Below are 21023 nucleotides of genomic sequence, written 5' to 3'. Positions count from 1 at the left end.
CATCCGAAAATAGGAAACGAAACATCAAAACCATCCGATCGCACTATGACGCGAACGTTGGTGCCCTCCGCAAATCTTGGTAGGTTTCGCGCATACGAGCGTTGAAGCCTATCGACATGGATGAGCGGACCGGTGAACGGCGAACACGACGCTTCCGGGCAGAATTCCAGATCGTACATACGGAGGGGCCTTATCCAATGACGATTTCCGATGCACTTATCTCTAAGCTCAAAGATCCCTCGCTCGCCGTCGACAAGGCGCTGATCGCTGGCGAATGGGTTGCGAAGAGCGACAGCGGTGATACCTTCGACGTCACCAACCCGGCCAATGGCGACGTCATAGCCACGCTGCCGGACATGGACCGCGCGGAAGCCGCCCGCGCCATCGACGCTGCCCACAAGGCCCAAAAGCGGTGGAGCCGAAAGACCGGCAAGGAGCGCGCCGCAATCTTGCGCAAGCTCTACGATCTCTTGGTCGCCAACGCCGACGACTTGGCCGCAATCCTCACCATGGAAATGGGAAAGCCGCTAGCAGAAGCCAGGGGAGAAATCCTCTACGGCGCATCTTACGTGGAATGGTTCGGCGAGGAAGCCAAGCGCGTCTATGGCGATACGATCCCCGGCCACCAGCCTGACAAGCGCATCATTGTCATCAAGCAGCCGGTGGGCGTCGTCGCGGCGATCACACCTTGGAATTTCCCCAACGCAATGCTTGCGCGCAAGTTCGCGCCCGCCGTGGCTGCAGGCTGCGCACTGGTTTCCAAGCCGGCGGCAGAAACACCGCTCTCGGCGCTCGCGCTGGCCCTTCTCGCGGAACGTGCTGGCCTGCCTGTCGGGCTTTTCAGCGTCATCACCTCGCAGAAGTCCGCATCCGTCGGCAAAGAGTTCACCGAGAACGACAAGGTGCGAAAGCTGACGTTCACGGGCTCCACCGGGGTCGGCAAGATCTTGATGCGCCAAGGCGCCGAGCAAGTCATGAAGCTCGGCCTCGAACTTGGCGGAAACGCGCCCTTTATCGTCTTCGACGATGCCGATCTGGACGCGGCGGTGGACGGTGCCATAGTGTCGAAGTATCGCAACAACGGCCAGACCTGCGTCTGCGCCAACCGTTTTTACGTCCAGTCGGGCGTCTATGACGCGTTCGCTCGAAAACTGTCGGATAAGGTCGCAGCCATGACCGTCGGCGACGGCTTCGAACCCGGCGTCGACGCAGGCCCACTGATCACCAGAAAGGCGATGGAGAAGGTGGAAGAGCACATAGCCGATGCATTGACGAACGGAGCCAAGACCACAGTGGGCGGCAAACGCCATGAAAAGGGCGGCCAGTTCTTCCAGCCGACGATACTCACCGGCGTGACCGCCAACATGAAGGTGGCACGCGAGGAAACCTTTGGTCCTGTGGCTCCGCTTTTCAGGTTCGATACGGAGGAAGAGGTCGTCGAGATGGCCAACAACACAGAGTTCGGCCTCGCCTCCTACTTCTACTCGAAGGACATGTCGAAGATCTTCCGGGTGGCGGAAGAGCTGGAGTACGGCATGGTCGGCATCAACACCGGGCTTATTTCGACCGAGGTCGCGCCCTTTGGCGGAATCAAGCAATCAGGTCAGGGTCGCGAAGGCTCGAAATATGGTATCGATGACTATGTCGAGATCAAGTATCTTTGTTTGAGTATTTGACCCAAGGCGATTAATGGCAATTTGCAATGCTGTGACCGCCATGAAATGGCTTGGTGGTATTTAGGTTACTGATAAATCAGCAATGATGCCGGCCCAAAATCAAACCTCAAAAGATTAGCTTCAGCAATCAATACGCCCCGGTCCTCTCCAAGTGCGGGTTAATTTAGGACAGCTTCGGCCAACTCTGGATCGAATGCATAGATTGGCTGATCGAATTGTGGGTGCTGACTGGATGGAAGAGGACGGTTCTGTTGCAAACTTCTTGGTTAGGGGTGACATGGCATCGATCTCCGGCAGTCGCGGAGATTGGCAATGCTCAAGGGGTCAGCATTTCTAGTAGTCGTAAACCCGCGCGCTAGCCCGCGTTGACCGACCGTGGGGTGGAGGTGCTCCACCCGGCGTGGCCTCTTACTTACGCTCCAGGACGTGGCGGACAGCATGCCGAACGGGGTTTACGGGCGTGCTTCAGGTCGATGGCTACGCGGGATACAATCGGCTGATTGCGCCGGATCGTGGCGGTCCCGAAATCCGACTGGCCTATTACTGGGCGCATGCCAGGCGTAAGCTGGTCGAAATTACCCGAACCGGCGCGACTCCGATTGCGGAGGATGGCGTGAAGCGGATCGGCAAACTGTAACGCGTCGAAGCAGAGCTGCACGGTCTCGACTACGACTGCTTTGGCGCATTCTTGCCATCAAGGACGTATCGGTATTTCTCCGAATGGCCCATTGCGAGTGGTCAATGTACGGAGAAAACACCGCTCACGATAAATGGAGCCATCAGCCGATCTCACCTTTGTCAAGCCTTGCTTGGCACGAAAGCGGTTGGCGGCGACCTGGTACAATTAAGTCCTGAATGTACGACCCTCAGATATTCGATCACCTCAAGCAGCGGCTGGCTGGCTCAGTGTTCGCTTTTGCCCCCGCCCTCCAGCAGCCCCCCAACGCCTAGCCATGGAACGCTGTTTGTACCGTGCCGACTTTCACCTCGCGCCAGGGTGTGCGCCGCACGAAGGATGCGTCCGAGTTCTGGCTTGTCCGTATGGCGCGGGGTCGGCAGGAGGGCTCCGCCTGAACAGTACCGTACCCCCCAGATCAACGCGAGGGACTGGCCTGCGATCCACGCCACGCCAATGGCGGCAAACCAGTTCGTCCCGTCTAGCCAGAAGTCGAGAAGTAGGGACAGGATGAGAGCAGCGGTGCCCCCCGCCGTGTACGCGGGGGGCGTCGTCCGAACGGCAGCGCAACCACGACTATGATCGCGATGGCCACGGGCAACGACAATACGAGTCGCCCCTCTGGTCACGTTCGCCCTCGTTCATCGTTAGGGCTCGCGTCACGATTCATGCCATCTGCTGCTCATCGACGTGCACATCTTCGGACGTGCTGAGCACGCGTGGCGGAGCCATGCGCGACGTGAGCCAGAACCCGGCGCCGGCCAGAACGAAGGTGATGATCGGCGCAAGCCGGGCAAGCACGGGAAACGCGGATTGCTCGGTGAACCAGATGCCGATGATTGACGCACCCAGCCATACTACAGCGCCGGGAGCGATAGCGGAAAGCCTTTCCCGGCGCACCTCGGGGAGAACACCCGTTTCGTGGCGGTTCGACAGGACGTACACCATGGCGATGGCGACCCACGCCGTGACGAACACACCCTGCCAGGCAAGAGCTTTGAGTATCCAGGTCAGGACATCGGTGAGCATCACCGTATAAGCAATCGCCCCAGTCACGATGACCCAGACCCAGCGTGGCAACGCAAGCCGAAAGATACGGGTGAAGAAGGCATCGAGGTTAGTCGAACTCAGATAGTAGCTCGCGGAGTTGATTCGAGTCTGCGAGACAACGATGACGATCAGTCCGACGACGCCGAGCGATTCGATTAGAGCCTCAACCACCCCGGTCTCGGTGCCAGCGACGTTCCATGCAGAAACGAGGTAGATGCCGATGAGGCCGTTGAAACCGAAAGTGAAGATGTAGAAGAACCAGCCGAATGTGATGTTGGCGTGGAAGGTCTCGTCCTTCTGCTTACCGAATCGGGCGTAGTCGAACGTGTACATCATCATGATCCACACGCCCATGTAGATCAGGAACGTCGTCAGCCAGCCGGGAATGGGGGCAACCTCGGCCGGAGCTGTCGGCCACGCAATGGCGGCGTCGGAGTGTGTCACCGCAGTAACCACGACGGCGGCGGCAAGGCCGAAGAAGTAGATCGGCAGCAGGAAGCCGTTGAGCCTATCCAGCCATTTATGCACACCTCCCATCACAAGAGGGAGGATGTAGATGGCGACCGCCATATACCAGTGTTTGATGTCGCCGCCGAAAAACGACTGAAAGGCGACGGCGATGATCGAACCCTCAAAGACGATGTAGTAGATCGCCGTCGCCGCGAAAATCAGCGTCGCAAGCGCCGACCCCAGAATGCCAAACAGCGATCTTGAGAACAGTTCCACCGTCAAGCCGGTACGTGCGCCGAACTTGACCAGCACCGCGTTGATGCTTCCATAGACCACGATCGACAGCACCATACCGATTATCGTGTCGGTCGTACCGACGAGGTTGGCGCAAGCGACCGCTATGTAGAGCCAAAACATCGCCGAGAAAAGCGCCCACCAAGCCATATTGAGCGACCATCTGCCGACCCGTTGCTCGTCAGGAAGAACGTAATTCGAATAGCTCATTGTGTCCCCTTTGATTGCACACGAAATTTCTGTTGCATCGTCTCCAGCCTAGTGATGGACGAGACCATTGAGCCCGCGCCCTTAGAATCCCGTAAGAGACGAAATTCACCATTCTCGCTTGCCTGCCAGAAATTTTGTTGTCACTTCTTCTTATACTTCCTCTTTCAAAGAAGAAATATTGCTTAAACTCCCACAGATATTCAAAATGACTCACCGCATATAAATACCCCTTCACTTTTTGTTATATTTTTGGAGCACTAATTCTTTGGGCCAAGATCGGTAAACGTCAATCAGTCGAAAAATGGAATTTTTCACACGTCTTCATACGATAGTGCTATGGCGGGACCCGTCAAAATTGTCAGAGCTTCTGACCTACTCCCCTGGAATGTCCTGGGTTTGAGTTAGCCTGTCCTCCGGAGAAGGGTTCCCGTTTCAGCAGTGAAGAGATCATCGGTATTTGAAGGAGCATCGGGCCGGCCTGTTGAACCGCACCGGGTTTGCCGGAGACCCCAACTCGTGAGAAGTAGGGTCTATGACAAGCAAAACGACGAACAAATTCTCTCCTGAGGTTCATGCCCGCGTCATTCGGATGGTTTCGGAGCATGAAGCCGAACATCCCTCCCGCTGGGCGGCGGTATCATCGATAGCGGCCAAGATCGGTTGCTCGGCACATACACTCCATGAATGGGTGAAAAAGGCCGGAGGTCGACAGTGGCAAGCGTGAAGGTTTGCCGAGTGACGTGGCGGAGAAGATGAAGGCTCTGGAGCGGGAGAATCGCGAGTTTCGTCAGGCGAATGAGATTTTGCGCAAAGCCTCGGCGTATTTTGCCCGGGCGGAGCTCGACCGCCCACTGAAGCGATGATTTCCTTCATCAACGAACACCGCTCGGTGCTCGGGGTCGAGCCGATCTGCAGACTGCTGCCGATGGCCCCGTCCACCTATTGTGAGGTCGTCGCCAAGCGCGCGAACGTGGGTCGCCCGTCGGCCCGCGAATGGAATGATATTGCCATGAAAGTCGAGATACGTCGGGTGTTCAACGAGAACCTCCAGGTCTATGGCGTGCGCAAAGTCTGGCGGCAGTTGCAGCGAGAAGGTTACGACATCGCCCGCTGCACTGTCGCTCGGCTTATGAGAATGATGGGGCTTCAAGGCGTCATTCGCGGCAAGGCAGTCAAAACCACCATGTCGGACAAGTCTGCCCCGTGTCCGCTCGACCGCGTCAATCGCTACTTCAAGGCTCCCGCGCCGAACAGGCTGTGGTTATCCGATTTCACCTATGTGGCGACCTGGCAAGGCTTCGTCTATGTGGCCTTCGTGATCGATGCCTTCGCCCGCCGTATCGTCGGCTGGCGGGCGAGCCGGACCGCTCATGCGGGCTTCGTCCTCGATGCCCTCGACCAGGCGCTTCATGATCGGCGGCCTGTCAAACGTGGCGGGCTGGTTCATCATTCCGACCGCGGCTCGCATTACGCGTCCATTCGCTATTCTGAGCGGCTGGCGGAGGCGGGCATCGAGCCGTCTGTCGGGAGCGTCGGCGTTTCCTATGGCAATGCTCTCGCCGAAACAATCAACGGTCTTTATAAGGCCGAGGTCATCCATCGGCGAGGACCATGGCGTAACTTCGAAGCCGTGGAGTTCGCTACGCTCGAATGGGTCGACTGGTTCAACAACCGCCGCCTTCTGGAGCCCATCGGAAACATTCCGCCCGCCGAGGCCGAAGAACGATACTACGCTATGCTGGACGTGCCAGCCATGGCCGCATAACTTAAACCAAACGGTCTCCGGTAAAGTCGGGGCGGTTCAGTTTAAACTCAATCCGCACCATCAAATGCCGGGACTAAACACATAGCCTTATTCGATTTGACGGGCATTCAAAACCTGCATGTATGCTTTTAACCAAGCCTCTCTATCAAAGCCCTTCTAATGATCTGAAAAGAACCCTACCGCAGCGGTTCTTTCGACACTTGTTCGCGAGATTCCGCCCTTACGGCTGAGTGGCTTGGTCCACCGACACTTCAGCAGGAGTCGAACGCAGGGGCTGCGTCCTGATGGCGTGGCCCGCGCCAATGGTCGAAACGATCGCTGAAACCCAAAGAAGAAACTGGATTGTTTTTACAGTCGAAGGCCAGCCGGATGGCTTCAAACTCACCCGATATTCACCATCGAACTTATTCAGATTATCGAGATAGCCGTTAAAGGCTCGCCCAAATCTTCCCATGATGTTTATGAACGCAATACTCAGAATTACACAGAATATGAAGATGCCCGCTGCCACAACTCGATCGGTCTTCAGCTGAGAAGCCGCAAAATACCACAAACCTCCTAGCGCGACGGTAAAAAGCGGAGGGATCTTGTACAAAATGTCGTTCATTGAACGGAAGTGCGCGTACTGCTCTCGATAGATATCGGCTATCCGAATACGTTCCACGACGCTGTGATTATGGGAATTTTCTTGCTGTGGTTCATTCGCTATACCGTTCGACATCTTAAACCTCCTCGTTCGATTCTCTTTAGCATCGAATGCGGGCTTAGTGCGGGAAGATTTCGAAATGGGGCATCCAATCTATCTCGATGGTTTTGCTACACTACCGCTTGCGCCTGAAGCTCGCGAGGCGATGCTTGCCGTTTGGGCGCAACCGGGCAATGCTGGTTCGGCCAACGTTTCGGGCGAGATTGCCGCCCGCACGATTGCTGACGGCCGCGAATCGGTTGCCGGTCTGATCGGCGCCGCGACGAGCGAGATCACCTTCACATCGGGTGCAACCGAAGCCAACAATCTCGCCATTTTGGGCGCGGCACGTGCCGCTCGTGGACTTGAACCTAGACGGAAACGCGTCCTCGTTTCATCTGTGGAACACAAGGCCGTGTTGGAGCCTGCACATGCCTTGCGGTCCGAAGGGTTTGAAGTCAGCATTGCTCCCGTAGATCGCCGCGGTCGGCTCGATCTCGCCGAATTTGCGAGGCTCGTCGACGAAGATCTCCTCATTGCATCCGTGATGATGGTCAACAATGAGACCGGTGTTATTCAGCCGGTCAAGGAAGCTGCTGCCTTGGCGCATGAGAGCGGCGCGCTCTTCCATAGCGATGCTGCGCAGGCCGCCGGCAAGATCGATGTCGACGTCGTTGAGCTTGACGTCGACTACCTCACCATTTCGGCCCACAAATGCTATGGCCCGATGGGCATAGGCGCCTTGTATGTTGCCGCATCCGCGCCAAACCCGGTTCCATTGTCTTTGGGTGGCGGCCAGCAAAGCGGCCTGAGGCCGGGAACGGAACCTGTCGCACTGATTGCAGGTTTCGGTACGGCAGCCCGGGTTGCAAAACACCGGCTTTCATCCGACCAAGAGCACTGCTCGGGGTTGATCGAGCGGTTGCTTGAGACGCTTGAACAACGGCAACTTCGTTTCCGGCGGGTCAGCGGCGATGCGGCAACCGTTCCAGGCGCTGCGTCCATCCAACTCTTCGACGTCGATGCGGACGAGCTCTGCGCCCGCATCGCGCGTGACGTATCGCTTTCAACGGGGTCGGCATGCACTTCAGGGCAAATCAAAACTTCACATGTTCTTGAATCTATTGGTCTTTCAGAATTCGATGCTCGTGGCGTTATTCGGATTTTCTGTAATCGCTACCAGAATTCGGAAGAGATATTAACCGCTGCCGGCCATATTGTTGATGCCGCCGCGCTGTCTCGCCTTGAAACTGGAGGGGTTCACCAGTAAGGTCCCCTCTATGGGACACGCGACGATAAAGATCGATTCGAGAGGGCAGTTTGCTGGGCACGAAACGTTCCCGCTCCGGCTGCTGTGGCTGAAGAAAGCCTTCGATGCAATCGGCGACGGAGCCGATTCGAGAACATTTCAGGAACAAGAGGCAATAACCCGTTTCGGCGTCGGGCGCAATATGGCCGTCTCGATGCGCTATTGGGCGCTTGCTTCGGGGTTCTTTGCCGAAGCTGAACGCATGATTACACCAACCGGGCTTGGTCGGGCCATTCTCTCCGATGATGGTCTCGATCCCTACCTCGAGCAATCATCGACGATTTGGCTCGCTCATTGGCACATGGCCAGCACGCCTTCGATGACAACAACTGCCTACTACGCATTCAACTTGCTCAATGCGATCGAGTTTGACCCGGCGATGTTGCTTGACCAGCTCATGGTCCTAGTCGAGAGCAACGGATGGCGGGCAACGCGCGGAACATTAAAACGCGACATCGAGGTTCTGTTGCGCAGTTATGTGCGGCGCGCAGATACTCTTAACGAAGACGCCGCAGAGCCTCTGTTAGCAGAACTTGCACTGATCCGAGAAGCGCGGCTTGGCGGCTGGTACGAGTTTGTTCGCGGTCCTAAGCCAAGCCTCCATGACGCCGTTTTCGCTTTCGCACTAGGTCAGTTCTGGGAACGATCCGGCGGCGCGACTACATTGACGGCTGAGCAGATATGTTATGGAGCAGGCTCGCCAGGCCGCGTTTTCAAACTGGACGAAGACAGCGTAGTTTCCAGGCTGATGCGGCTTGACGATCTGACTGCAAGCGCTTGGCAATGGGTAGACACGGCCGGTCTTCGCCAGATCCAGCGCACGTCCGAGTTCGATCCAACGACGGTTCTTTCTCTCGCTTACCCACGCAAACTCGACCGTCAGATCGCAGCATGAGCAAGCTTTCCAGCGTAGTTTCCATTGATCGCCGTTTTGCGCGATCGGCCCGGCTCGACGCGGACCTGAACGGCACACCGCCGTTGGTGGGATACGTCTTGCAAGCGAGCGTTGCGAAATCTCTGCGTACCCTTGGTGAGAGCCAGCGGGACCACCACCAAGGCGCATTCACGTGGACCGGTCCTTATGGCGGCGGCAAGTCCAGCGCTGCCTTGCTACTTGCGAACCTGGTGGCGGGCGCGAAGAAGAACAGGAAGATTGCTCGAGACATCGCGGGGGAGCCTCTTTCGACCCTGTTCGACGAGGCGTTCCCGGAAACCGGCGGCGCCTGGAAAGTCGTCGCCGTTACCGGAAGCCGTACACGGCTCCGGGATGCAATCGTCGAAGCCGCACGCAACGCGCTTGGCTGGTCGCCGGATACTGCGTCACAACTCGCAGCAAGCGATGATCGCCTTATCAAGGCTTTGGTCGAGGGCGGCGAAGATGCGTCGAGTGGAACACTCCTCATTCTCGACGAACTTGGCAAGCTTCTCGAGCACGAAGCACTTGAGGGTGGCGATGTTCATCTGCTTCAGGATCTTGCCGAGCATGCGTCGCGCAGCAGCGGCCGCTTGGTTGTCATCGGCATTCTGCACCAGTCTTTTGACCAGTACACCGCGCGTGCCGCCCGCGATGCTCGTCAGGAGTGGCGCAAGGTTCAAGGCCGCTACCAGGACATCGCATTTCTTTCAGGCGCAGACGAAACAGTTGCGCTGCTTGGACGGGCCATTGCCACCGAGCGCTCTGATCACGATAGGTCCGGCGCCCGCACTGTTGCGGAAGCGGTCGCCAAACGTCGTCCCACGGACGTTGACGTTCTGGCGGACGCGCTTACGCACACATGGCCTCTTAACCCGGTGAGCGCACTTCTGCTCGGGCCGATCTCACGAGCGCGGTTTGCCCAAAATGAGCGAAGCGTATTTGGCTTCTTGAGTTCAGCTGAACCCTCCAGCTTCAAAGAGTTTCTCGAGACCACTGATCTGGAGGCCGGGACCTACGATCCCGCAATGCTCTGGGACTATCTTGTTGCGAACTTCGGAATGGCCCTTACCGCGGGTGTGGACGGTAACCGCTTCAGCCTCGCATTCGAGGCAATCGAGCGGGCCAGTGTTAAAGGAACCGGTCTTCACGTCGCATTGACGAAAGCGGCCGCGATCATCGAGTTTTTCCGGAACGGGTCTGGCGTCGTGCTTGCAGACGACTTTTTGAGCGCGTCCGTGCCAGGCTTCACGATGAAAGCAATCAGCGGAGCGATCAAGGATCTCGTCGATTGGGCCATTCTTATCCGGCAGCCACGCCTAGGTGGATATGCCCTCTTTGCCGGTAGCGATTTCGATCTTGAGGAGGCCATTGGGCGGGCTATTCAGCCGGCGGACGCACTTGAACTCGCGGACATTCCGCGCCGGGTCGGCATGGGCTTTGCCGCAGCCAAGCGGCATTATTTCCAGAAAGGCGCGCTCAGGACCTTTGAGATAGCGCTGCAGGTCGTCGGTCCACACGATACGATTGAGTCGTTGACGAGCGCCATTTTGGCTCGTCCCCTTCGTGGTAGCGGCCTTTTGCTATTGCTCCTCGGCGACGGTTCTTTGACGACAAAATCAGTCGATCTATTTGCGCAGAAAGCCGCCGAAGCCCTGACAACGGAGGAGCGTGTGATCGCCGTAGGGGGTGCAAATGACAGTTTTGCCCTCCGGTCAACGGCCGCAGAGTTGCTGGCGGTCGAACGTGTTTTCCGTGAGCACCCGCAGCTGGAGGGCGACAGGATAGCGAGGCGGGAGATTGCCGCGAGACAATCCCACTGTATCGATCAGCTTCATCGGACACTCGAGACTGCATTTGAGAATGCAAGCTGGTACCTGGCGCCTCAACCGGGCCACGCCATTCGCGCACCGTTAACGGTCGTCGCAAGTGCGCTGGCCGACGCCGGTTTTTACAGCGCGCCGATTATCAAAAGCGAGTTGCTGCAGCGAGACAAACCATCGTCGAATTCGATGGCGGCTTTGCGTGAACTGGCTCATGCAATGGTCAACTCGTATGCAGATGAGCAGCTGGGGATGACCCAGTATCCTGCAGAGCTCGGCCTCTATCTCACTTTGCTCCGACCGTTCGGACTGCACAAAGAGATCAAGAGCGGCGTGTTTGGTTTTTCAGAGCCAGACGATAGCCAAGAGGGAGCATCGCTTCGGCCTGCGTGGGAGGTAATCGATCTTGCGGGCGAAAAGCCTCTCGATGCTGTTTATGCGGAGTGGGCTCGGCCGCCCTACGGCATCAAAGCCGGTATCATGCCGGTGCTGGCGCTTGCCTACATGCTTGCAAAACACGAAAGCGTCGCAGTCTATATCGACGGTGTCTATCAAACAGCAATCGATGACGTCGTCGTTGACAAGCTTTTGCAGAAGCCCGGCCTCTTCCGTTTGAGGCGGATCGACCGATCCGTGCGCGAAACTGCCTTTCTCAGCGGACTAGCGCAACTCCTCGGCGTTGACCATCATGGGGGGTCATTGCCTGTTGCCGCAGCTCTTTTTCAGCGGTTCGAAGAGCTCTCACAGTTCGCAAAGCGGACCACCAATCTTGATCCCTTGGCGGTGAAAATCCGCGGGATCGTAATAAAGTCGGATGACCCCGAGCGTCTCTTGTTTGACGATCTTCCGGCTGCTCTCGGTGAGGATCTCTCTCCCGAGGTGGTCTATCATGCCCTCCAAGCGGCCGAAGCGAGCTATCCGGCGCTTCTGGAGGAGTTGCGTCTGGCACTTGCAAAGGCGCTCGGTATAGATACCGCGACTTTTGCTGGAATTGCAGAACGCGCATCGCTGCTGAAGGGCCTGACGAACGATTACAATTTCGATGCGTTCGCAGATCGCGTTGCGGCGATGGAGCTCGGGAAGGGCGACATTGAGAGCGCCGTGAGCGTGCTGTTGCACCGCCCCGCCCGAAATTGGTCTGATAGAGACCGACAGGAGGCTTTGACAGAAATCGCGCGATACGGGCGCCGTTTCCGGGAGCTTGAGGCTCTAGCGATCGTACGAGATCGACGCTCTCAGACCGAGGCCCTTGCACTGGTTGTTGGCCTCGACCCTAAGACGCCGCCGTTGATGCGCAGCTTTGAGCTGAGCGAGAGCGAAAAGGTGGCCGCCGCGGAAATCGCTGATCGCCTGGTGGCTTCGCTCAGATCAGAAAACAAGAGCGGACGACTGCAGCTTGCTGCATTGGCGCGTGCAGTCGCGATGATGGCAGCCGATGGCGAAGATGAGGTTGATAGGCAATGAGTGGCGAACGTCATATCCTCGGTCTCTCAGGCGGGCGCGACAGCGCTGCGCTCGCCGTTTACATGCGGCAGCATCATCCAGAGTTGCCGATCGAGTATTTCTTCACAGACACCGGTAAGGAGCTGCCTGAGGTCTATACCTTCTTGGATAAGCTAGAAGGCTTTCTTGGCCGGCCGATCCGCCGGCTTAACCCCGATCGCGATTTTGATTTCTGGTTGGACGAGTACGGCAATTTTTTGCCCTCGCCTCGTACTCGCTGGTGCACGCGACAACTGAAACTACGACCGCTGGAGCGTTGGCTGCAAAAGGATCTGGAAAACGGAACGGTCGTCCACTCCTACGTTGCCATCCGCGCTGATGAGCCAAGCCGCGAGGGCTATCAGGCCACGCACCCTAATATGCGGGTCCATCTTCCGCTTCGTGAAGCAGGCGTCGACCGTGCCGGGGTCATCGAGATACTCGAGCAGTCAGATGTTGGCGAGCCAGCCTATTATCAGTGGCGCTCCCGGTCCGGCTGCACATTTTGCTTTTACCAGCAGAAGATCGAGTGGGTTCGGCTCGCCGAGCACCATCCAGATCGATTTGCCGAGGCCGTTGACTATGAAAAGACTGCACTACGAGACGGCTCACCGTTCACATGGAGCCAAGGCGAAAGCCTGACGGATCTAATCTCACCCGAGCGAGTTGAACAGATCAAATCAGATTACGAGAAACGCCGGGAACGCCTGCGGCGCGGCCGGCGGATCAACCCACTATCCGGCAGGACCACGGAATCGATCGATGACGTCTATGGTCTTGACGAAGCGACAAGTAGCTGTGTGGTCTGCCACAAATAGCCAGCTATCTCACCTGTTGCGACGGATATCGGCGCCATAAATTTGCTTTTTGATGCAGCTGCGTGAAAATTAGGCCAGCCTCCTCTGCTTCTCCATCGCGCATGAGCGAGAGAGGTATCAGCATTCCTGCGTCTGTTAAGCGCAATCTGACCAGACACTGAATGAGAACCAAGAGCATACGAGACACTGTGTAGAACCGCGCGAGTCCCCAGCCCTTCGGAAATCCATCTAATGGAATCGGATCTGAACCATGGACGACATAGTTCCTAAACACGCGCCCGAGTTCCGCAGCCGCAGAGGCTCCAGTGAGCTTGTACTTTGTCTCTATCGCCCTAACTTCGTCAGCTATAGGGTCTGCATGTAGGCAGCACTTTCGAGCGATCCTGTAAAGATATGTCAATGCAGGTATTTGATCTATTTGGCTGGCATGCTCAGCAAAGTGCTTTCTGGCTTGAACGGGAAGCTTTTCGCGCGAGAAGGCAAGAATATTCGACTGCCGTATAGCGTCTTCGTATGCCATCCAAACGAAATTGAAGATTGTCAAAGCAGCAACATACTCTGACGCTGCATCCCGATCTTCTTCATCGCGATCCCAAGCGGTTCCACAATAAAGGCCGGCGTCTGACTCATCGATATATGATGGGTCTGCGAAGACGTCCTCAATGCTGGCAGCCATTTGCAGGGGAAATGTCACGCCCGGCCACGGAAATTGTGTGTCATCGCAGCCATCGATCAAGCCAAAGTGTCCCGCTGAAAATATCCCATGGATCAACGCTGCTATGTGTTCGCGGAACGGGTCGAGTGTCGCAATTGTGCAATCCGGCTTTCCACAACCGCACGTGAAAATCCGAATTGCGGGTTGGATAGCAGATTGCTCTCTCTTCATCTGCTACCCGCGTCGCTTGAGCAAATTGAATCAACCGCTATATCGATATCATCATCTGACAGAAACGGCGCTTGCGCATAGATGATCGCTGGTTCCCCACTGAGCCTTGCCGCAAGGTGACCGAGGCCTAAGAGCTGTTCCGCTCCCTTCACGCCCAGTGCGATTTCGGATGTTCCAACACTCGCGACTTTCAGGATCAATCTGTTGCCGAGATTGTCACGTAGCTGCATTGGCATAACATTGGCATCAGGCCGTTGCGCTGCAAAGATAAGATGAATGCCGGCGGCGCGTGCCTTAACTCCCAACCGCGACACGTTGGAAGTCACTGCAGACTTGTAATCTTCTGTCAGCATCCATTCAGCAAATTCGTCATGAACCAGAAAAACATATGGCAGCCGCTCACTAGCCTCTACCTTGGCATTGAATGCCCGAACGTCTCGAGCCCCCTTTGATCGGAACAGATCGTAGCGGCGCTCCATCTCCGTGACGAGACCCTCCATAGCGTCAACCGCCCGCGATTGATCGACGATCACTCCGCCCTGCAGATGCGGCAGCCGCTCGATTGCGGCGTAGTCGACTCCCATCTTCGGATCGATGAGGTAAATGTGCGCTAAATCGCTTGAGTTGGTCGCAGCTATGTCAAGAAGGAGCGCTTGGATCAGCACTGATTTCCCTGATCCTGTTGCGCCCGCGACGAGCGTGTGAGGCTCGTGTTGTTGGCCGCCGGCGAATGGACCGCCAAGGTTCAGATAGAGGATATCGCCATCGAGTTCTTTCAGACCAAGCACAAACGAGGTGTTCACGCCTGCGGCATTGCGATTGATTTCCCGTCGGCCCCAAACATCCCAGAGAGAAACGACCTGTCGCTGCGGGCGCGCAACGCCGACGACAATCTCGCCCGGCAACGGTGAAATCGAGATGAGCCTAAGCCCATGCGTCGTGAGAAGAGATGATTGTTTCGCTTCGATATCTTCAACGCGCAGGCGGTCCGACCCCATGAAACGGATGAGTGCGGCATTTGGGGTCAGGCGCGTCCCTACGATTTTGGCCTGAAGATTGTAGCCGAGAAGTGCAGAGCGGAGCTTTTGTGCGGTGCTGTCCAGCCAGGCGCGTTCGTCCGACGAGTTTTCGCGCACTTTCTGTGAACGAGCGTCAACCAGGTCAGCAATACTGACATCGATACGAGCGTGGGCAAATTCGTCGGGTGTCGGTGCAGTCGTCTCGGCGCTTGTCAATTCCAGGGCACCCGGCTGCGTGTTACTAAGAGACGGTGTTGAGATGGCTGTCTCGTCCTTAGTTTGCACCGAGACAGAGGCGGGCATGGTTTCCCCGCCAGACAGGCCACCGCGATCGCCACCCGCGGCGAGCGAAGGATTATCGCCGGTGACGAGTTCTACAGCCTCGATGACGATCCCTCCTTCAGGATCCCCTTCGTCGTCATCCTGGTCGTAATCATGGCTGATGGCCTGTTCGGTCGCAACAATCGAAGGCTCTTTCTGGATGGCCTTGGTCCAATCCACCCGCGGCGCCGGATGACGATAACTGACCAAGTTCCAGGTGTTTTTTTCGCCGAGCTGGCTGCGCAGTTCTGTTAGGCTTTGTTTCGCCTCGTAGGCCTTGATCAGTTTGCGAAGTCCCTCGCGCGTAAATGTCTCCTGAAGCCCCATATGAATCTCCGGCAACTCATCCTGCTCCCCCGGCGAACTGCTGTCAGTTGCCGGACTGGAGATGAAGATGTGTGAGTAACCGCGCAAATCGATGGGGACCGCTCCCCGGCGAATTCCGTCGCGGACGCGTTCGAGAAGATTTGCCTGGCCCAGTGCTGCCGTACCATCCAGCAACAAATCGGAGATCCTGGAGAGCCAAAGGTCGCGATCAAGCCGCCCGGGATCGCCAAACAAGGCATCATCAATGCGAGAAACGGTCTGCCGCAACTGGCTGCGTGACTTGCGGCTCGCCTCCGCCAAACCGGATTGATCGACGTATTTTGCTTCGGTCACGATTGCCCTGAGCTTTGGAAGACCATCCTTTCCTGTCGAGAGGCTGATGCCAAGGATGTCGGCGATGCCCTCTTCTTTTTGCCCAAGCCATTCCGCATAATCATCGAGGAGGAACCAGGCAACAGCGGAGCGCTCACCAAGCTCCTCTTCGATCAGGGCCCGGCTTAGCACCAAACCGATCAACTCGCCGGCCGAGACGCCCCGTTTGGCTGCCCGCAGAACGATATCGCCCGATATGGCATTGGCGTCTTCAATCATTCGTCGCGCGAGACCTGCGAGGCGGTCGTCGTCAAGACCCAAGGAGAGTTCCGCAAGCCGCCGCTTGACCAGCACGTGAAGTATTCGCAGCTCCGATGTCGACGAGACGACCATGTTGCGGCCGTGCGTGCGTTGGCGACGATATCGGATCACGTTGATCCCCTGGGCGGCAAGCTGCCGCTTATCGAGAAGATCATCGTAGGTGGCGACCCACTCCGCCATCTTATGCACCTCGTCGAACATCCCCTTCAGCCCACCATCCTGGAAGGAGATCTGGCGGGCCGGCAGATAGTGCTCGTCTGGCGCGTGCGACTGGCGACGAACAACGTTCGCGACGGCGTCGATATAGGCCCAACCAGCATCTGGCTGACGCGGGCACGTCAGGTAGCTCGTCGCCTTGAGTTCGTCTTCGGCGGTGACCCGCCGGTATGACCAACGCGCCGGTACGTGTTCCAGCAACGATGGATTATCCGGCAGAGCCGGAACCGGAAACCACTGTTCGCGCGCTTGACGGGACACAACGTCATGCAGGAATGCCACGTCTATCTCGCGTGCTCCGCCCGACTTTGATGCGCCCGCGACGTCGAGCATGACGCCGATACGCAGCTTCGACATGAAATTTCGTGATGTCTCGCTGACTACCACCGCATCGGGATCATTTTCCGATCGTTCAAGCAGCTCGGTGTAAACGCCGGACAATCGGCTGCGGTCGCGATGGCGGACCAGCACGTTACAATGGACTTCTTCCTGGTCTTGCACGGAACTCAGCGCGCTCACGGTTGCGAGCGGCAAGCCGGCAGCGTCGCAATTGTAGAGCATGATGCTGAGGTTCGACCGTTCATGCGGCTGGAGATCAAGGTAGCGTTCAAGCAGAGCGCGGATCTGGCGCGCGGCCTCCGATGGATCAACGTCCGTGGTTGCCTCGGACGGATCCCGGACGGGCCGCTCAAGCAGGCTATAATCGTTGACCGTGCTTGTTTCCGTAAGCAGGACAGGTTCGCCGCTGTCATAGCCGACGGCGAGTTCGGGATAGAGCGGATGGCTAAGTTCGTCGCGAAGATCGCTGAAAAACAGACGCGAGTCGCCGAAATTCACATCGACATCCGACAAGAGATAGTCGGCCAAGCCTGCCACCGATCGCATTTTCGCGGCGACACCGGCCAGACGCAATGGATGCCACGGTGCAACAATGGCTGACGGCGTGCTTCCCAGGACTTCGATCGTGCCGATACGCAGCGCCGGCTCCCAAATGTCGCGGCGGTTAAGATCACCTATGGCATTCTTGGCCAAGCTGTTCAGCAGCGCCCCATAGGCGTCGGCCTGCGCGACAAGAGTAGCGGACGCGTACCCTGACGATTGCAGCGAGCTAAGAGCGTCGTCGTACAAGGAGGCGAATTCCTTCCATGCCGCGGCAATGTCGTCAGCACCTGACTGTGTAATCCGGCCTGCCTCCTTTGCCTCTTTCAAGAGTTTTGGGAAGACCTTCGCAAGGTCGATGCCGGTGTTGGTGCGCGGGATGAGCGTCCCGGAATCCTGGCCGAAGGCTGGTTGCAGTGTCCCGGTATCGCTTAGAGATACCGTTTGGAGAGCGCCTTTTCGACTAACAGAGAGGCGCGCGACGCTGCTGCGTCCGAATGGTCGCTTAAGAAGGCGGCCGAGATCCTTCGGCAGCTCCAGACCAATGGCTGATGGCTGAGCTGTCCATACAAGCTGAACGGTTGCTCGTTCCCGTCCGGCCGTCAGAGCCACATCGAATTTGATCTGCAAGGCACTTCGTGCCGTCGACTCGTTTCGCCGGTACTTCTTCTGACGGGTCTTGGCGCGATCGAGCAGTTCTTCGTAGGCAAAGAGATGCGGTACGTCCCAGTCCACGGCTGATCCGAAGAGCGCCGGCAACCCTCGGTAGCGCACGCCGAAATAAAGGCCAACGTCAGCATTGAGGTCGAGCCACTGGTTGCGCGAGCGCCTGGCCGATTTGATGCTCAGTATGCGCGGTCCGCCTCCAAGGTTGACCTGGCCAAACAGACGTTCAATGACACGTAGCAAACCTTCAAGGAAATCGGTGCATTCGATCGGGCGACCGAAGACGAAGCGCTCCCACTTGACCCTGAGAGCCTTGTCTTGCGCGAGATCATCCCGATGAGCCTCGAAGAATTCGCGATCGTCCTCGCGCGTTTCCTTCAGCGATCGCCCCTTGAGAACGCGCAGGTATTCGTTGTCGGCTGGACTCAGTCGGTCCGGGAATGTGAACTCGAAGAAATTGATTGTCTCTTGGGCAAGCGAGGTTTTCTTCAGCTTAATCCCTGAAAACAGCTGCAGAACGCTTTCGGCCTCCCATTCGAAGACGCTCAGTGCTTCTGCTTCCGGCCCCCATCCCGGTGCGGCCTCAATGAATGCTTCAATCGCAGGATGGACATTGGCCGGGATATCGTCCTTTACCTCGGCAAACTGGTCTCTCAACTCTTCATTTTCGATAAGCTGACGATTGGGGCGCTGCTTGACCATCAAAGGTTTTCGGTCAGCCACGAGCTTTTCGAACAGCTTCTTCCAACGACGCGGGACTTCGCGGTCGCGTTCGCCAAGCCCAAGGAAGAAACCGCTATCGCGCGGCAGACGCAACGCCGGAAGGGCCCATCCGAGTGCGTCCGTGACCGGTACCGCTTCGGACTCAATCCGGAAGCGGGTCATGGCGACATAGTTCGCAATCTGATGAAGCGTCCAGTCATCGGCTGCGGTCAGACCTCTTAATGCGGCCGTCCAGGTGGCGAGCTGGCTGTCGCTCAGACCAAGACCGACGGCGGCTGCCTCGACCCAAGGGCCTGGCTCCTCGGTCAGTTGCTTCGCCCCGATCAGGGTGACATCCCCGAGAGAGGCACCTTGATCTTCATCCGTGTTGGCAAAAAGTAGTGCAGGTCGGTCATAGTCGGCGTGCCGGATCGCCACCATCCGTTCGTCGGTCATCACGCTATCCGGGAGACCGAACGGTGAGACTAGGCTACGCGGCAACGCGATTTTGAGGAGCGCGGATACTTTTGCATCGGTAAGCAAGGCTCGGGTGATAGCGGCCACCTGTTCGCCGGTCAAACGATCGAGAAGGTAGCGCGCCATGCCATCCTCGGGCGAGAGCGCGTCAAGACGCAAGCGGATCGATGTCGCGCCGGCGGCGCCAATGAGATCAGAGGGGTTCACTCGACTCTCGCTCTCTGGAATGGATTTTCGACATAGGCGCAGCTGTCGGACAGGCGCCTGAGAAGACCCAAGCTCGCCAATCGCTCTTCAAGGCGATGCGCATTGTCCGAAAAGTCTTCTTGATCTGCGGTCCCGGCATCGACAAACGACCGGGCCTGGGAGTCGCCAATAATGATCCCGTAGCGCTGGTGCAAGCGCGTCAGGAAGTCTTTGAATTCAAGCCTGTTTTCGACGCAGGCCACAACCAAGGTCTTTAGCAGTCGATCGGTAGGGGCATAGCGCACCCTTCGGCTTGATCGGCGCGATGACAATCCGATTGCGCGTGACCATGTCGCGTGAATCTTACCAACGTGCTGCTTGTGACGAGTGGTGGCCTTCCCTAGCAGTTCGTCGAGCAGTTGCTTTGGATCACCGACAGTCTCGTCATCTTCGCCGTCCGGCCATCCAAACTCGCGCTGCATCAGGTCACTGGCCCTCAAGACGGGTTCTTCTGATGCGACGGCGGCCGCCCAGGCGGGCGTCTCGGCAATGCGCATGATAAATCGCTCAATCGCCAGATGCGGCAGCATGTTGTTGTGTTGATAGGAATCGGCAGACAGATCTCGAACAACGGACTTTTTGGGCGAGACGATTTCGCAAACGAGTTCGACAGGGGGGCGATCGAGCAACTCTCGTGCCCGATCGAGTTGATAAAGAAGTAAATTAAGCCCAGCAGTGGTCACAAGGTGGGGGATTGCGTCGTGGCCGGGAATGGGCAACTTCAGGATCGACAGCCAATCTTCCGCCATCCGATCGAAGACAGGATGCCGTGCACATGGCAGATAGGCGCCCCCACGTTCAGCCTTGGCGAGCTGGATATCTCCCTGAAGCGCGCGTGCCATCGCATCATAGGCCGCCGGTTGGTCCAGGAAACGGGAGGTTAGCAGGGCGCGAAGCTCGTCAGCGTGTTTGCTCCTGCTTAACATGAGATAGAGGATTTCGCCGGTTCGGGCGAAAAACCGGCGATCGTTCGACACGCTACCATTTGGCTTAACGTTGACGTCTTCGAACAGAGAATGGGGGCCAAACGGGAAGACGAATTTGGAGCTCCACCGCTTGTTGCTTGACCCTTCAATCGCCGAACCTTGAAGGAAGTTCAAGACCGCTGCAAAATCATCAAAAGTTTCGAACCGATCGCGAAGATAGCTGAAATCAGGCTTGTCGATGCCGCCTGCTGTTTCCGCCATCTTGCCCAGCCAAAGCGACCATGCCGCGTCGTCTGACCCTGTTTCCGCGCGAACGGTCATCACATGGGGATTGTTGAACACGAGGTTGCGCAGGCGCAGCTGAAGCTGCGGCTTATAGGAGAGGCTGTTATACGTTTCCTCGCTAAGTGCCCGACCTTCACGATGCTCCGAAAGCAGGACCGTCAAAAACTCGAGGAATGTCAGCCACGGTGACTGCTCATCATGGAGGCGATGTCCCCAGATCGCTTCGTCGATCCAATAAGCAGGCCCGGTGCGTTCTTCAAAGTGGGTGGGGCGATCCAGAAATTCCATT

At 57.3% G+C, this 21023-nt stretch carries 11 protein-coding genes, 1 pseudogene and 1 other annotated feature; of the genes and pseudogenes, 7 read left to right on the top strand and 5 right to left on the bottom strand.

What is annotated here, in order from left to right:
• The first annotated feature begins 197 nt into the window (after nucleotides 1-197).
• Both LQK83_RS21005 and LQK83_RS21000 read left to right on the top strand, forming a co-directional pair.
• The gene (locus tag LQK83_RS21005) at nucleotides 198-1676 is read left to right on the top strand and encodes an NAD-dependent succinate-semialdehyde dehydrogenase (protein ID WP_230839442.1); all 1479 of its coding nucleotides are present in this window, start codon (nucleotides 198-200) and stop codon (nucleotides 1674-1676) included.
• A 400-nt stretch (nucleotides 1677-2076) separates the two neighbouring features.
• Nucleotides 2077-2313, top strand: a complete 237-nt coding sequence (locus LQK83_RS21000) for an IS66 family transposase (RefSeq protein ID WP_330166297.1) — start codon at nucleotides 2077-2079, stop codon at nucleotides 2311-2313.
• 705 nt (nucleotides 2314-3018) lie between these two features.
• Here LQK83_RS21000 and LQK83_RS20995 read toward each other — a convergent pair.
• Entirely contained in the window at nucleotides 3019-4356 is a 1338-nt protein-coding gene (locus LQK83_RS20995; RefSeq protein WP_230839441.1) for a purine-cytosine permease family protein, read from the bottom strand.
• A 532-nt stretch (nucleotides 4357-4888) separates the two neighbouring features.
• Between LQK83_RS20995 and LQK83_RS20990 the strand changes: the two are divergent.
• Nucleotides 4889-6121: pseudogene (locus LQK83_RS20990) on the top strand (IS3 family transposase).
• Nucleotides 5174-5290: a sequence feature (AL1L pseudoknot), on the top strand. It overlaps the preceding pseudogene by 117 nt.
• A gap of 220 nt (nucleotides 6122-6341) precedes the next feature.
• Here the strand turns inward: LQK83_RS20990 and LQK83_RS20985 are convergent.
• A complete protein-coding gene (locus tag LQK83_RS20985; RefSeq protein WP_230839440.1) occupies nucleotides 6342-6842 on the bottom strand; it encodes a hypothetical protein in 501 nt (166 codons plus the stop codon).
• Nucleotides 6843-6906: 64 nt separating this feature from the next.
• Here LQK83_RS20985 and LQK83_RS20980 point away from each other — a divergent pair, with 64 nt between their 5' ends.
• Genes LQK83_RS20980 through LQK83_RS20965 form a run of 4 tightly spaced genes read left to right on the top strand, consistent with a single transcriptional unit; the run spans nucleotide 6907 to nucleotide 13151 of the window.
• Nucleotides 6907-8076, top strand: a complete 1170-nt coding sequence (locus tag LQK83_RS20980) for a cysteine desulfurase family protein (RefSeq protein WP_230839439.1) — start codon at nucleotides 6907-6909, stop codon at nucleotides 8074-8076.
• A 10-nt stretch (nucleotides 8077-8086) separates the two neighbouring features.
• Nucleotides 8087-9010 carry a DUF4007 family protein gene (locus tag LQK83_RS20975; RefSeq protein WP_230839438.1) on the top strand — a complete coding sequence of 308 codons (924 nt, stop codon included), beginning with the start codon at nucleotides 8087-8089 and terminating at the stop codon, nucleotides 9008-9010.
• Nucleotides 9007-12315, top strand: a complete 3309-nt coding sequence (locus LQK83_RS20970) for a hypothetical protein (RefSeq protein ID WP_230839437.1) — start codon at nucleotides 9007-9009, stop codon at nucleotides 12313-12315. Before LQK83_RS20975 ends, LQK83_RS20970 begins: the two co-directional genes overlap by 4 nt.
• Nucleotides 12312-13151, top strand: a complete 840-nt coding sequence (locus tag LQK83_RS20965; RefSeq protein WP_230839436.1) for a phosphoadenosine phosphosulfate reductase family protein — start codon at nucleotides 12312-12314, stop codon at nucleotides 13149-13151. The genes LQK83_RS20970 and LQK83_RS20965 overlap by 4 nt, the downstream gene beginning before the upstream one ends.
• Before the next feature lie 4 nt (nucleotides 13152-13155).
• Here LQK83_RS20965 and LQK83_RS20960 read toward each other — a convergent pair whose 3' ends face one another.
• From LQK83_RS20960 to LQK83_RS20950, 3 genes are all read right to left on the bottom strand, one after another.
• Nucleotides 13156-13887, bottom strand: a complete 732-nt coding sequence (locus LQK83_RS20960) for a hypothetical protein (protein WP_230839435.1) — start codon at nucleotides 13885-13887, stop codon at nucleotides 13156-13158.
• 146 nt (nucleotides 13888-14033) lie between these two features.
• Entirely contained in the window at nucleotides 14034-19484 is a 5451-nt protein-coding gene (locus LQK83_RS21795) for an FtsK/SpoIIIE domain-containing protein (protein WP_230839434.1), read from the bottom strand.
• The gene (locus tag LQK83_RS20950) at nucleotides 19481-21022 is read right to left on the bottom strand and encodes a hypothetical protein (protein ID WP_230839433.1); all 1542 of its coding nucleotides are present in this window, start codon (nucleotides 21020-21022) and stop codon (nucleotides 19481-19483) included. The genes LQK83_RS21795 and LQK83_RS20950 overlap by 4 nt, the downstream gene beginning before the upstream one ends.
• Nucleotide 21023: the final 1 nt, after the last annotated feature.

Source organism: Rhizobium sp. C1 (assembly GCF_021026335.1).
Taxonomy (GTDB): Bacteria; Pseudomonadota; Alphaproteobacteria; order Rhizobiales; family Rhizobiaceae; genus Ensifer_A.
The sequence above is the reverse complement of the archived record's forward strand: the minus strand, read 5'-3'. Positions and strand labels throughout refer to the sequence as shown.